Origin of the sequence: Kitasatospora sp. NPDC059462, from assembly GCF_042749955.1 — a bacterium.
Lineage (GTDB): Bacteria > Actinomycetota > Actinomycetes > Streptomycetales > Streptomycetaceae > Kitasatospora.
Window position 1 is genome coordinate 1 of the sequence record NZ_JBHYUU010000048.1, and the last position, 13,961, is coordinate 13,961.

At 74.6% G+C, this 13,961-nt stretch carries 12 protein-coding genes; all 12 read left to right on the top strand.

Features of this window, described 5'->3' with window-relative positions; genetic code table 11:
* Nucleotides 1-178 precede the first annotated feature (178 nt).
* The 12 genes from ACFXAM_RS15170 (at nt 179) to ACFXAM_RS15225 (ending at nt 13,931) form a co-directional block, all read left to right on the top strand.
* Nucleotides 179-766: a hypothetical protein gene (locus ACFXAM_RS15170; RefSeq protein WP_380291211.1), complete on the top strand. Its 588-nt coding sequence runs from the start codon at nt 179-181 to the stop codon at nt 764-766.
* The gene (locus ACFXAM_RS15175; RefSeq protein ID WP_380291213.1) at nt 763-2,502 is read left to right on the top strand and encodes a DUF2637 domain-containing protein; all 1,740 of its coding nucleotides are present in this window, start codon (nt 763-765) and stop codon (nt 2,500-2,502) included. The genes ACFXAM_RS15170 and ACFXAM_RS15175 overlap by 4 nt, the downstream gene beginning before the upstream one ends.
* A gap of 174 nt (nt 2,503-2,676) precedes the next feature.
* Nucleotides 2,677-3,240, top strand: a complete 564-nt coding sequence (locus tag ACFXAM_RS15180; RefSeq protein ID WP_380291215.1) for a hypothetical protein — start codon at nt 2,677-2,679, stop codon at nt 3,238-3,240.
* 138 nt (nt 3,241-3,378) lie between these two features.
* Nucleotides 3,379-6,144: a hypothetical protein gene (locus tag ACFXAM_RS15185; protein WP_380291217.1), complete on the top strand. Its 2,766-nt coding sequence runs from the start codon at nt 3,379-3,381 to the stop codon at nt 6,142-6,144.
* 3 nt (nt 6,145-6,147) lie between these two features.
* On the top strand, nt 6,148-6,540 hold the full coding sequence (locus tag ACFXAM_RS15190) for a hypothetical protein (protein ID WP_380291219.1): 393 nt from the start codon (nt 6,148-6,150) through the stop codon (nt 6,538-6,540).
* 13 nt (nt 6,541-6,553) lie between these two features.
* On the top strand, nt 6,554-8,839 hold the full coding sequence (locus ACFXAM_RS15195; RefSeq protein ID WP_380291221.1) for a helicase HerA-like domain-containing protein: 2,286 nt from the start codon (nt 6,554-6,556) through the stop codon (nt 8,837-8,839).
* A gap of 128 nt (nt 8,840-8,967) precedes the next feature.
* Nucleotides 8,968-9,543: an ATP-binding protein gene (locus ACFXAM_RS15200; protein WP_380291223.1), complete on the top strand. Its 576-nt coding sequence runs from the start codon at nt 8,968-8,970 to the stop codon at nt 9,541-9,543.
* A 155-nt stretch (nt 9,544-9,698) separates the two neighbouring features.
* A complete protein-coding gene (locus tag ACFXAM_RS15205) occupies nt 9,699-10,628 on the top strand; it encodes a hypothetical protein (protein WP_380291225.1) in 930 nt (309 codons plus the stop codon).
* 133 nt (nt 10,629-10,761) lie between these two features.
* Entirely contained in the window at nt 10,762-10,962 is a 201-nt protein-coding gene (locus ACFXAM_RS15210; protein WP_380291227.1) for a hypothetical protein, read from the top strand.
* A 191-nt stretch (nt 10,963-11,153) separates the two neighbouring features.
* The gene (locus ACFXAM_RS15215; RefSeq protein WP_380291229.1) at nt 11,154-11,789 is read left to right on the top strand and encodes a hypothetical protein; all 636 of its coding nucleotides are present in this window, start codon (nt 11,154-11,156) and stop codon (nt 11,787-11,789) included.
* Between the two features lie 52 nt (nt 11,790-11,841).
* Nucleotides 11,842-13,014 carry a DNA polymerase III subunit beta gene (dnaN, locus tag ACFXAM_RS15220; RefSeq protein ID WP_380291231.1) on the top strand — a complete coding sequence of 391 codons (1,173 nt, stop codon included), beginning with the start codon at nt 11,842-11,844 and terminating at the stop codon, nt 13,012-13,014.
* 86 nt (nt 13,015-13,100) lie between these two features.
* On the top strand, nt 13,101-13,931 hold the full coding sequence (locus tag ACFXAM_RS15225; RefSeq protein WP_380291233.1) for a hypothetical protein: 831 nt from the start codon (nt 13,101-13,103) through the stop codon (nt 13,929-13,931).
* Nucleotides 13,932-13,961 lie beyond the last annotated feature (30 nt).

The window sequence follows — 13,961 nt, forward strand, 5'->3', positions numbered from 1 at the left end:
GGGCCTGGCGGGTTTGTTGACGGGCAACATGCACATGCCATAACGGCCACGGCAGGGCGACGCGGCGGCGCCCCCCCCCCGCCAACGGGGTGGCGGGGCGCGGCGGCCTGTGCCGGTGCACCGCCAGCAGCCCGTTGACGACCACCGCCCCCTTCCACACATCGAAGGAGTAATCCCGATGATCGCCCTTACGACCTGCGGCAGGATCGCCGCCCTGCACAGCCGCGCCGACGCGGCCGAGGCGGCCCTCGCCGACGTCACCCAGCAGCTGGAGAGCGTCCTGCAGCAGCACGACCCTGACGAGCAGCTGCTGACCGCGGTCTCCGACCTCGCGACCATGCGCGACGACCTCGCCTGCGCCGAGCGGACCGCCGCCGAGGCGATCGCCTCGCAGGCCGCCTCGCACAGCCTGCAGTTGCTGCTGCTGCGCGAGGCGCAGTCCCGGATCGACGCGCGCGACCGGACCATCGCCGAGCTGCGTGCCGAGCTGGAGCGGGCGCGCGCCGGAGAGTCGGCCGTGCCGGAGCGCACGGTGCTGCGGTTCCGCACGGTCGGCGGCGGCCTGGTCGTGGTGACCCGTGCGCCGGACAAGACCCGCGTCGGCGACAGCTACGCCTGGCAGTGCATCACGTGCGGGGACGGCGGCGGCCACCTCACGTGGTTCCGCGACGACGCTCGCCGCCTGGCCAACGACCACGCCGCCGCCTGCCGGGCGCTCCCGGCCGGGAGCGGTGGCATCGCGAAGACGAAGGAGGAGGTCAGGTGACGGACAGCGTGTACGTGGCCAGCGGGCAGCACGACGACCAGGTGCCGGTGCCGGTGGAGCAGCGGATCGTGCTCGCGGGGTGGGAGAAGGGTCTGGCCGCCGTCGGGGCGGCGCTGGCGGTCGGTGTGTCGACCATTGGTCTGGTCGCCTCCTACAAGGCGGTGGAGGCCAAGGCCGCGCTGCCGGTCAAGGACGGCGGCTGGGGCTGGGACGAGCCGTGGATGCTGCCGATCGCGGTGGACCTCGCGATCCTGGCGTTCAGCATCGTCAACCTGCTGCTGATCCGCTGGGAGCGGGAGGCCGCCTGGGTGAAGTGGGTGCCGAGGGCGCTCACCGGGCTGACGATCTGGCTGAACTGGCAGGCCGGCGCCTCCGGCACCGCGGCCGCCGGGCACGCCGGCCTCGCCGCCCTGTGGGTGGTGTTCTCGGAGATCGCCGCACACCTGTACGCCGGACACATCGGCCGCCTGCGGGGCCGCCGGCGCATGGAGGGCGTCCGCCCGTCCCGGTGGCTGCTCTCTCCGATCGCCACCGCCCGGATCGCCCGGCAGATGAAGCTGTGGGAGATCACGAGCTACACCGAGGCGCTGGAGCTCGCCAGGTCGCGCGAGGTCTACCGGGAGCTGCTCACGCAGCGTCACGGCAAGCGGTGGCGGCGGAAGGCCTCACGGCAGGACCTGCTGCCCGTCACGCTCGCCAAGTTCGGCCTCACGGTCGAGGAGGCCCTCGGCCAGCCCGCGAAGCGGGCTGAAGCGGACGCTGTACGGCTCCATGAGGCGGAGGTACGGACCCGGGCGCTGGCCCTACGGATGGCCGAGGAGGAGGCTACGGAGGCCCTCGCCGCGGTCGAGCGGCAGGCCGCGATCGACGCCGCCAAGGCGCGGGCCGAGGCCGAGCGCCTGCTCGCCGAGGCCGAGCGGACCCGGGCCGAGCAGGAGGCGCGTACGGCCGCGGACGCGGTGGTACGACAGCACGAGCTGGCCCTACGGGTGCAGCAGGCAAAGGCCGACGCGGAGGCCGAGCGGCTGCGGGCCGAGGCCGAGGCCGAGGCCGCGCGGGCCACCGCCCAGGCGGAGGCGGAGGCGGCCGAGATCCGCGCCCGCGTCGAGGAAGCGCAGCTCAAGGCGCAGATCGAGCGGGATCGGCTGGAGCGGCAGGCGGCCGAGGAGGCCCGCCTGGCCGAGCTGGAGGCAGGCCGTCGGCAGGCTGAGGCGCAGGCCGAGCAGGCGCGCCGCCAGGCCGAGGCCGACGCCGAGCAGGCCCGCCTTGCGCAGGCCAGGGCGGAGGCCGAGCAGGCCGCCGCCGAGGCCGCCCGTAAGAAGGCGGAGGCGGAACGGCAGGCGGCCGTAGCCCTGGAGGCCGCGTCCGTAACCCGGGCCAAGGCGGCCGTGACCGAGGCCGAGGCGCAGCGCCGCGCGGCCGAGGAGAAGCGGCTCGCCGCCGAGGCCGAGGCGGCTGCCGCGCGGCTCGAGCAGGAGATGGCCGTGGCCCTGGAGAAGGCGGCCGTAGCCCACGAGAACGCGACCCGTAGCCCGGCCGAGCGCCAGGCCCTGATCGTCGCGGACCTCATCGAGCAGTTCGGCGAGAAGGTCGTGACGCTCAGCTACATCGAGCGGGCGCTGGGCGTCACCGGCGGCACCCGGCAGGACCGCCGTGACCGCGCCCGGGAGATCGTCACCGAGCGCCGCGCGCAGCGCGCCGGCCAGGACGGGCAGGGCGACGCGCTCGCCGCCTGACCGGACGACAGCACACAAGGAGCACGGCCTCTCCGGTGGCCACCAGGACGCAGCAATCGCCCTGGTGGCCGCCGAAGGCGCCGAAGCGCCGAGCACCACCGTATCCGCCCCGCCGACCAGCCGGGCCGATACCCGTCACCTCGCGTTTCCCCAGCTCAGAGAAGGGACCACCCTATGACCGAGCAGTCGGTCTACAACGACCCCGCCTACGACATCACGTCCGTACCGTCCTGGAAGACGCCGCCGCTGCACGGCGCCTACGCCCCGGGCGCCAAGCTGTCCCCTCGCGCGAAGGCCGGCCTGGCCGGCGGCGCGATCGTGCTGGCCGCGACCGGCATGGTCTCGTGGTCCCACTACGCCTCGGCATCCGCCGAGGCCGATGTGCGCAAGGCGCAGATCGCCCTGGACGCCTCCCGCGTCGACCTGGAGCGGCAGAAGCAGGACGCGTCGTTGGCGGCCGAGATGGCGAAGACCGGCGGCGTGGAGAGCGACGCGCAGCGGGCCCGACGGGAGGCGGTCCAGGCCTGCGTGGCGAAGGCCGGCGGCACGTACAACGCGATCGCCGACTGCGGGAAGGCGTTCCCGATGGAGGCCTCGCCGGGCATGGTCAACACCGCCTCCGCCGCCTCCTCCGAGGGCGAGCAGGACGGCCCCGTGCCGATGGCCGGCCTGGCCGTCCTGGGTGCTGTCGTGGCCGTCACCGGCTACGGCTGGGCGAAGAAGCGCCTCTTCCGATAGTGACAATCCGTGACACTCACCCACCACTCACTCACCCGGGGAAACAAGCCCTCACGCGTGCTCACAGGCGTGGGGGGGAGCATTTCCGGGCTGGGTGAGTGGTGGGTGAGTGGTCACCAAAAGTGAGGAAATCTGGCGATGACGACGCCTTCCGCGCCGCCCGTTCCGACCGCACCACCGACCGTTCACCTCTCCTCCCAGCCCCCCGAGCAGCCCTCCGCCGAGGCCCCGCAGACGGGCCACGGGCCGGCCCCCGCGGCGACGGCCGGTCCCGTCCCGGACCCGGCGGCGCCCGGCTCCCTCGCCCAGATGCTCACCCCGATCACCCCGGCCCGCCCGGTCCCGATCGGCTCCACCGCGGCCCTCGGCCAGGCCGCGCAGGCCGGCCCCGAGGGTGCCGCGGCGGGCGGCGACGCCAAGAACAAGGACGGCAAGGACGACGCCGCGAACGTCCAGGGCCCGCTGTCCGCGCTGGTGCGCGCGCTCGCCACCCGGTGGGGCCGCACCGGCACCGCCACCACCGTCAAGCGCACCCACGAGGTCAAGGAGACCCGGGTCTCCGGCACCTCCACCAACACCACCAACGCCAACAAGTCCGACCGCACCGCGAAGAGCGAGAACAGCGCGCAGCGCCGGTCCAACCAGGACGTCAAGACCACCCGGGACGCCAAGGTCGCCGACCTGAACAACAAGACGTCGGCGCAGCACGGCAAAACGAGCAGCGAGTCGAAGAAGGCCGCCAGTACGGATGCGAAGACGTCTTCGGACGCCAAGCGCGCCGACACCCGCGACGCCAAGTCCTCCGCCACCGCGTCCGACATCAGGGCGTCGAAGGCGGACAACTCGTCCAGGACGGCCAAGGACGACCGCACCAGCGCGGACACCAGGGCGTCGAAGGCGGACAACTCGTCCAGGACGGCCAAGGACGACCGCACCAGCGCGGACACCAGGGCGTCAAAGGCGGACAACTCGTCGAAGACGGCCAAGGACGACCGCACCAGCGCGGACAGCAAGACCGCCGAGGCCTCTGGCTCTGGCGGCTCCAAGAGCGGAAAGGGGCCGGATCGGGAGGGGCCGAGCGAGCCGAAGTCGGGCTCGGGGCCCCGTTCGGCGAAGAGCAGCATCTCGAAGGATCCGGGGGACAAGCGCGCCAAGGGCCCGAAGCCGGATGACACGGGCGGTCCGGCCGGAGCGGGCGTGCCCGCCTCCAAGCCGGACGGTCCCGGTCAGGGCGGGGCCCAGGCCGAGAAGCAGAAGCCTCAGGAGACGAAGGGCGGGCCGGGCAGGGCCGACCTGGCGAAGAGGGGCGAGGCCGAGCCGGGATCGAACATCGCCGCCTCCAAGCCGGCGGGCGGACTGGAACCCGGCGAGCGCCCTCGTACGCAGTCCGCCCGGGAGGCCGGCTACCGGGACGGGCGGCGAGTGGCCGGCGCGGTCGGCCAGGCTCAGGCCTACCGGGACGGCGTGAAGGACGGCTGGTCCGATCGGCAGGCCGCCGACGAGGCCGACCGCAGGAAGATGGACGACGCCAAGATCCGCAACGCCCAGCGGCCCCAGGAGCCGCCGAAGCCGGAGATGGCGCCCGCCGCCGGGTCGACGGCCGACCTGGCCAAGAACGCCGGGGCCGCGGAGCCGTCCACGAAGCCGGGCGAGGAGGGCAAGGCGATGCCGGTGGTGCCGCCCAAGCCGACCGCCGCGCCCGCCGTCCCGGCCGAGCCGAAGGCCGACGCGGCGCCGAAGCCCGGCCGCGGACCGGGCGTCAACCCGTCCAAGCCGACGAAGCCGGGCGAGGGCAAGGCGATGCCGGTGGTGCCGCCCATGCCCACCACGGCCCCCGCTGTTCCGGCCGAGCCGAAGGCCGGCGAGCGGCCGGGCGTTGACCTGAGCAAGACGCCGAAGCCGGGCGTCGATCCGTCCAAGCCGGCCACGGCAGCGGCCCAGTCGAAAGCCGAGGCGATGCCGAAGCCCGGTAGCGGGCCGGGCCTCGACCTAACCAAACCGGCGAAGCCGGGCGAGGTGGGCAAGGGGGCGCCGGTGGTGCCGCCCAAGCCGACCACCGCGCCCGCCGTCCCGGCCCAGTCGAAGGCCGAGGCGGCGCCGAAGCTCGGCGGCGGGCCGGGCGTGGACCTGACCAAACCCGCCGCGGCACCGGACCTGTCCAAGGCCAAGGCCACGTCCAAGCCCGCTGACGGGCCGGGCGTCGACCTGGCCAAGCCCACCACCGTGGACCGCCAGCCCGGCCGGAGCGATGGCAAGGTCGCCGGCCACGGGCCGGTGGCCAGTACCACGACCCTGGCCCAGGCCGCCCCGCCGCCGGACCTGGCCGCGGCCGATGCCGTGACCGGCGCCGTCCGGTCCACCCCGCACACCTCGCCGGATGTTCCGGCCACCCAGAGGAGGACGCACGACCCGATGCCCGAACAGAGCACCACGAGCCGGGCCACACCCGTGACGGCCGTCAAGGTGACCCCCAGCACGGTCCGCTTCACCGCCGACGGCCAGGAGCGAGAGCTGGGCCGCACCGAGGTCCGGACCCTCAAGGGTTTCGAGAACACGATGCGCACGCGGGGCGCCGACCTGGCCAAGATCGCCCAAGAGAGCAAGGCGGCGGTGACCGTGGCCACCCAGCACGCCCTCGCCGCGCAGAGGCTCTATGAGCGGGCCAAGGCCGTCAAGGGCGGCAAGGACCTGATCTCGCAGCTGTGGCACCTGGAAGAGGCATGCCGGGAGCTGTGCAAGGCGGCCGAGCAGACCGAGCGCCACGCGGCCAAGGGCGCCGAGGCCGCCACCGTTCTGGTCGTCAACGCCGGCACCCGGCACGGTGCCATCTACAAGGCCGTGGCCGACAGCAAGCTCACCATCCCCGCCGAGGCGGAGTTCTACAAGGACCAGCAGGGAGGCTGACCCATGTCCGCCCGGAAGAAGAACAAGGCCAACCTCTCCTACCGCGAGCTGAAGCGCGAGGTCGCCAAGCTCGCCAAGGACGTCCTCCGCGGCGCCGAGCACCACAAGCAGCTCGCCGCGCGCCTGGCCGAGGGAGCCAAGAACGTCGGCCGTACCGCCGACAACATCGCGTCGCTGAACGTCGACACCGCCACCGTCGCGGAGACCCGCGAACTCTCCAGGACCATGCAGGGCCTGAGCCAGAGCGCGAACGGCTACGCCAGCCGTGCCAACGACGCCTCCCTGGTCGCCCGCTACACCGAGCGCGAAGCGAGCAGGTCCCACGAGGGCATCCAGCAGGCCGTCGACAACGCCCCGGTCCAGATGGCCAACCGCACCTGGTACACCCAGGAGTAAGGAGCACACCGCGATGAGCACCCACACCACCCCCGCCGACCAGGCGGTGCGCAGCCCGACGGTCGAGCGGGCGGTGGCCGTCGTGGAGACGGCCGCCCCGGCCCTGACCGCCGCGGTCCTGCCGTTCCTTCAGGGCCAGGCCGCCAGCACCGTCTCGTGCCTGCTGGCGGCCCCGGCCGCGCTCGCGGGCGCGAACTTCGCCGGCCTGCTGTCCGAGCGGACGCTGGCCGCGCTGCCGGGCGGGGACATCCTGGCCGCGCACCGCCGGCCGATGTTCGTCTCGGCGGTGGCCACCGCCACCGCCGCGGCCACCGTCACCCTCCAGGGCCTGCCCGGCGCGGACGCCCTGCTCGCCGGATGGATGACCCTGCCCTCGGCCACCGGCCTGGTGTCCGTCGCCTGGTGGGGCGCGTCCGGCTACACCGCGTTCGTGCTGCGCAAGGTGCTCGGCAACCGCCGCCGGCGCCGCGCCGCCGTCCAGGCCCCGGCGGCCCAGCCCGCACCGCAGGACTCGCTCACCCCGGCGCAGCGCGCGGTTCTGGAGCGCTGGCTCGCGCACATCTCCAGCAAGGAGGGCACCCACCCCGGCCAGGAACTCCACCTGACCGCCCACGGCCCCGAGGCGTGGGAGGGGATCATCGAGGCCGCGCCCGGCCGGCCGGTCACCGTCACCGCGGAGACCGTCTCGGGGGTGTACCGGCTGCCCCCGGCCTGGATCCGCATCACCGACGGCCCCCACGAGTCCGCCCGCCACATCCTGGTCCACACCGTCCAGCCCGTCAGCGAGCAGGCGCAGTACGGTCCGCTGGAGACGCTGTGGCTCCAGCGGGTCGGCAACAAGGCCGGGTGCATGCCCGGCACGCACCTCGAGGGGCCGGTGCAGGACCCGGCCACCGGCGGGGTCGCGGCGTGGATCGTCGCGGACGAGGACACCGACGCGATCACCATGCCGGACATGGTCCGCATCGCCGGTGCCCTGCGCCGCACCACCCTGCTGGTGTCGGTGGAGGCGACGCAGGACCCACGCCGGGCGATCCTGCGGCTGATGGACCAGTCCCCGCTGGAGAGGGGCAAGGCGCTGCCGGGCCCCGAGGCGCTGCGCTCGAACCCGAACGGGTTCGTGCAGCTGGGCCTGGGCATCAGCGGCCGTCCGGCCCGGCTGCAGCTGTTCGACCCGAAGGGCGGCGCCCGCCACGCCCTGGTCGCCGGCGTCACCGGCTCCGGCAAGGGCGGTGTCCTGCAGCTGTTGTGCCTGAGCTACCACGTCAACGGGATCGCGATCATCTACGCCGACCCCAAGGGCAGCAGCAACCCCGACGTCGAAGACATGTCGGCGTTCGCGGGCACCGGCAAGGACGGCGCGATGGGCGCCCTGCGCCTGGCGTACGCGGTCCTGCTGCACCGCATTGAGCAGTCGCAGGCGATGCGGATGAAGAACTTCACCGCCAGCGAGGAGATGCCGTTCATCGCGGTCGTCCTCGACGAGTTCGCCCAGCTCCTCTCCGAGAAGTCCGAGTACATGAAGGAGGCCGCCTTCATCGTCGCGGCCATCGCCGAGCAGGGCCGCTCGCTGGGCATGGCCATGGTGCTGTGCGGCCAGATCCTCAACCTCGACAAGATGGGCTCCGACACGTCGATCCGCGACAACATCTTCTACGGCGGCGCCCTCGTCCTGTTGAGGTCTGACGGGGCGCAGAAGCACCGCGTCGACCTGCCCGATGGCTTCGACGGCATCGACCCGTCCCGGATCCCGGCCTACTGGCGCACCGGCACGGACAGCCTCGTCTACGACCCGACCGTCCCCGAGGACGATCCGCGCCGGACTTTCGGTGTTGGGTACGTCGTCGGCCCGGACGAGCGGGCGGAGATGATGCGGGCCTGGATCCTGGAGTCCGCCGCCGGCCTCTGGGACGAGGACGCCATCGCCTACCCCGCGGACTTCCCCGGCTGGGAGGATCGCGACCAGATCGCCACCGTCCCCGTCGGCCCCGCCGCCGAGGACGGCGCCGGAGGTGGCGGCGCGCCGTGGACGCCCGGGCCCGCGCCGGCCTTCACCAAGGAGCCGACCGCGAAGGAGAAGATCCTCGCCGTCCTGGACGAGTGGCGCGACCCGATCGGCCAGGAGATCGGCTACGTACGCCTGGACCAGATCATCGCGATGACCGGGCTCGCCGCCAAGACCGCGGAGAACACGCTCTACCGCGAGACCAAGGCCGGTCGGATCGTCCGCAACCCGAACGTCCCCGGTGAGTACGGCCTGCCCCTGGCCGCCGACGCCAGCGAGTCCGTCGAGGCGTAGCCCGCCCCGTTCTCCGCCCGCCCGGCCACCACGGCCGGGCGGGCGGACCGCTTCCCGCACCACCGCATCCAAGCCCCGGCCGCCCGGCCGAGGGCCTTTCACCCATGCCCTCAAGGAGGCACCCCGCCATGGCGCACACCCACCTGCTCGTCGGCACCACCGGCTCCGGCAAGACCTACACCCTCCAGCAGCTCGCCGCCCGGGCCGCCACCGACCCCACCACGACCGTCTGGGCCATCGAGCCCGCCCACCACGCCACCCTGACCGCCACCGCCGACCGGTGCGCCGACTTCGACGGCGCCGAGCAGATGCTCGACCAGGTCCTCGACCTCGCCCGCCGGCGCGCCGCCGCCTGCGTCGCGGCGGGCAGCACCGCCCACACCCCGGCCGAGGAGCAGCCGCGGGTCCTGCTCCTCATCGACGAGGCCGACAACCTCCTGCGCCGGCCCCGGGTGGCGGAGCAGCTCCAGGAACTGGTCGTCACCGGCCGCGCCCTCGCCATCGAGACCGCCGTCGCCGCCAACCACCTGCGCCTGGACGTGTGGCCGCTCGGCCTGCGTGACCAGCTGCTCGCCGGTGACCTCACCGTCCACGGCGCCCCCGACCGGTGCACCGCCGACCTGCTGCGCGAGCGCATCGCCGACGGCAGCGCCACCGTCCTGCCCCACGCCGTCCGCACCCTCACCGCGCACTTCGGCGACTGACCGCTCCCGGCCCCTCCGAGGGCCGACGGCCCCGCCCCGGATCCCGGCCAACCGCGGCCCGGCCCGGGGCGGGGGCCGCCGGCCCCAGAAGGCGCCGCGGCGCCCGCACCCAACCTGCCGACCTGCCGCCGACCCCGATCGGAGACCTGCCCACCGTGCTCGCCACCCGCCTCACCGACGCCGCCCTGCGCGTCCTCGCCACCACCACCAGCGCCTGGGAGGCCACCACACCCCTACGCGAAAAGGCCGCCACCACCTGGCGCACCCGCACCAGCCCCGCCCAGCGCGCCGGACAGATCACCGCCACCGCCCTGGCCGCCCTCCTCGCCGCGTCCCTGACCGTCACCCTCGTCACCACCGTGGTCCGCCTGGCCGCCGCGATGGCCGCCAGCCTCGGCCGCGGCTGCGTCCACGCCGCCGCCTACCTGTGGGACAGCGATGCCGTCGACGGCATCCGCGACGTCCTCCAGGTCCCGCTCGGCGGCGTCGCCGCCTGGCTGCGCCAGAACGCGGCCGGCCTGCCTGCCACCCCGGGCCAGATGGGCGGCGCCGCCCTGGTCCTCGCGCTGGTGCTGTTCGTCGCGGCCCGGCGCGGCTCCACCGCCGCCCGCGCCGGCTGGGCCCTCCTCGGCGTGGCCGCCTGCGCGGCCACCTGGCAGACCGGCCCCGCAAGCGGGCGCACCGCGGCCGCCGCCGTCACCGCCGGCGCCTGGCTGCTGCTCGCCCCCACCGCGTACGCGGGCCGGTGGTGGAAGACCGAGCGCCGTACCCGCATGCTCCTGAGCCCCGCCGTCGAAGAGGCCCTCACCCAGCTCGCCGCCGCCCACACCCGGCCGGACACCACCCCGGCCCCGGCCTCACCATCGGCTGCCCGGCCGGCGCCGCCGCGGCTGAGCCCGCTGAAGAACCTGGCCGCCCTCAAGCCCCCCAGCCCGGCCGCCGGCGGCTTCCGCTGCCGCCACTGCGACCAGCCCCTCGCCTGGGCCGGCACCGAGGACGACCCCGAGCGGACCTGGCGCGCCCCGGACGGCACCACCGCCTGCCCCGACGCACCCACAACCCCCGCCCTGCACCACGCCCTCTGACCGTCCGGGCCGTCAGCCTCGCCCCCGGCCGCACCGTGCCCGCCCCGCCGAACACCCGGCCGGGCAGGCCGCTGTGCGTCCGGGGACGGGGCCGGCCGACCGGCCGCGCCCCCAACGAACCCGGAGAACCCTTATGGGCTACGCCTACTACACCGTCACCCGCGCCGACGGTACCGAGATCGAGGCCGGCTACGACGTCGCGGCCGTCTGCGAGGAGGACGGCTGCACCGAGGAGATCGACCGAGGCCTGGCCTACCTGTGCGGCAGCACGCCCGGCACCCCCGAGGACGGCTGCGGCGGCTACTTCTGCTCCCGCCACCTCTACACGGACTGAGACATGCCCGAGGACGAGCCCCAGCCGCAGAACTGCAAGTCCTGCATCGAACAGCGCGACTGACCGGCCGCCCGGTCTCGCCCCCGGCCGCACCCCGCCCGCCCCGCCGAACCCCGGCCGGGCGGGCGCGGCGCGTCTCGGGGACGGGGCCGGCCGACCGGCCGACACCACCGATCCGCCTGGAGGACGTCGTGAGCACCACCGTCACCGTCACCGCCGACCCGGCCAGCCCCGAGGAGATGGGCGCCGCCGCGGTCACCGCCATCACCGAGGCCCTCAAGGCCGCCGCCGCGAAGCGTCCCCCGGTCGATCGCCAGGTGCCCTGGCGGATCCAGGGCACCCCCTACAGCGCGGCCCGCCTCACCGTCGCCGACCTCGCCGCCCGCATCGCGCGCCTGCCCGACCACCTGCTGGTCGTCTGCGGGGTCCCGCAGTGGAACCGCCGCGCCGCCTGGCCGGTGCGCTCCGCAGTCTGGGACGGTGCGCTGGTCCTGCACACCACTGCGCTCGACCCGGACCCGAACGCCCCAGCCCTCGACCTCCACCTGCCCGCCCCGGCCGCCGCCGACGGCGAAGCGCCGCCCGCTCAACCCGCCGTCGCCCGGCGTGCGGGCCTGGCCGGAGTGCTCACCGTCGGCGACCTCGCCGCCGTCCTGGCCGGCCTGCCCGACCACGCCCCCGTGCTGGCCGTCGTCCCCGGCTGGGCCGGCACCGCTGAACTCGTCCTGGAGCACGCCGACGACTACGGCGACTGCCTCCTGCTGGACACCGGCTACTCCAACTGCGAGCTCTTCGGCCCCGATGACGAGCACGACGACGAGAGCTGACCGGCTCCGCCCCACCCGACAACACACCAACATCACCCCGGAAGGCACCACCGTGAAGCTGCGCCTGCCCGTCTCCGCGCTCACCGACGCCGTCTCCTACACCGCCAAGGCCCTGCCGGCCCGTCCGCCGGTCCCGGTCATGCTCGGCATGCTCCTGGCCACCGGCGACGGAGGCCTGCGCCTGTCCGCCTGCGACGGCGAGGTCTACACCTCCGACACCGTCTCCGCCGAGATCGCCGACGACGGCACCGTCCTGGTCCCCGGCCGGCTCCTGAACGACATCTGCTCCCGCCTGCCCAAGACCGCCGACATCGACCTGGAGCTCGTCGACAGCGGCGCCCGCCTGGTCGTCGGCTGCGGCGCCGCCCGCTTCACCCTCCCGGTGCTCCCCGTCGACGAGTACCCCGCCGTGCTCCCCCTGCCGGACGCCGTCGCCACCGTGCAGGCCGACGTCCTCGCCGACGCCGTCGCCCAGGTCGCCGTCGCCGCCTCCACCGACACCTCCCTGCCCGCGCTGACCGGTATCAAGGTCCGCCTGGACGGCGACCTGCTCCACCTGGACTCCACCGACCGCTACCGCATGACCCACAAGGAACTCACCGTCCGGCCCACCGGCAACCTGCCCGCCCCGGCCCCGAAGCGCGGCAAGAAGAAGGACAGCGAGCCCGAGACGGCGGCGCTGGTGCCCGCCAAGACCCTCGCCGAGGCCGCCAAGGCGCTGGAGGGCGAGCACACCCTCACCCTCCACTGGTCCGAGGGCCTGCTCGGCCTGTCCATCCCGGGCGGGCGCACCTACATGACCCGCCTGCTCGACGGTGAGTTCCCGAAGATGGGCGGCTTCTTCGACGGCGAGTGGCCCATCACGCTGCGCCTGCCCGTGGCGGAGGCCGTCGCCGCGCTCCAGCGCGTCGCCCTGGTCGCCACCCGCAACACCCCCGTGCGCCTGGCCGTCGAGGGCGAGCAGCTGCGCGTCGAGGCCGGCTCGGGTGACGACGCGCAGGCCAGCGACCGCATCCCCGCCCACACCACCGGCACCGGCGCCGAGGGCCTGGTCCTCGCCTTCAACCCGCAGTTCCTCACCGACGCGCTGAAGGCGCTCGGCACCAGCGAGGCCGACCTCCACGTGCGCGAACCGCACAAGCCCGCCTACCTGGCTGGGCGCCTCGGCGACGGCGTCGACGCCACCTACCAGCACCTGGTCATGCCCGTGCGCCTCTCCGGCTGACCGCCGCCCTCCCCCGCCCGCGCCGGGCCGGCCGCACACCCCGCGGCCGGCCCGGCCACCTTCACCCCCGCCCGGAGGAACCCGCCGTGCACGACCCCTGGCCCGCCGACAAGCCCGTCAACACGAGGTGGCTCGACCTCGCCGACCGAGGCCTCCTCGACTACGACCACGACCGCTACCGGATCCACGGCATCCCCAACAACGTCGTCGCCATGATCTGGGGCGGGCTGCTCGCCGACCACCCCGACGGCCCCCGCCTCACCGACGCCGGCCGCGACCGCCTCGCCGCCGAGCGCGACCGCGACAACCCGGACACCGGCGCCCGCGAGCCCGACGCCATGCCCCCGCAGGCCGCCGCGTGGGTGCGGGAGAACGTCTGGCCCGCGAGCTGGCTGCGCTCCTTCGAGCACATCCCCGGCCCGTTCACCGACTGCGCCTGCCACCGGCCGCCGTCCGTCGAGTGCCAGGCCGGCCGCCACGGCGAATGCCGCCACGACGGCCGCCCGACCCGCGAGACCGTCATCCAGGCCGGCCCGAACCGCCACGCCCACCACCCCGAGCCCCACCAGCACGCGTCCCCGGACCTGCGCTCCGGCGTCAACGACCTCGCGTGGGTCTGGCTCGCCGGACCGCCCTGCCGAGAGCTCTGCCGCTGCGCGTGCCACCACCAGAAGCCGCTGATCCAGCAGGCCCGCGGCGAGACCCGGCCCGGCTGGTGGTGGGTCAACTGCTGCGGGCGGATCATCACCCGCCAAGCGCTGAGCGACGACGCGTGGTGCCGCACCGCCGCCGACGCCCAGGCCCTCGCCGACTGGCACATCGCCGGAGAGAACGGCCCCGCCCCCGCCGACTCCCCAGGCCTGCCCGACCTGCTGTCCGCCCTGGCCGGGACCCGCGAGCAGCTCGCCTTCTTCTGAACCTCGCCCTGCCCACCGCCGAGGAGCCAC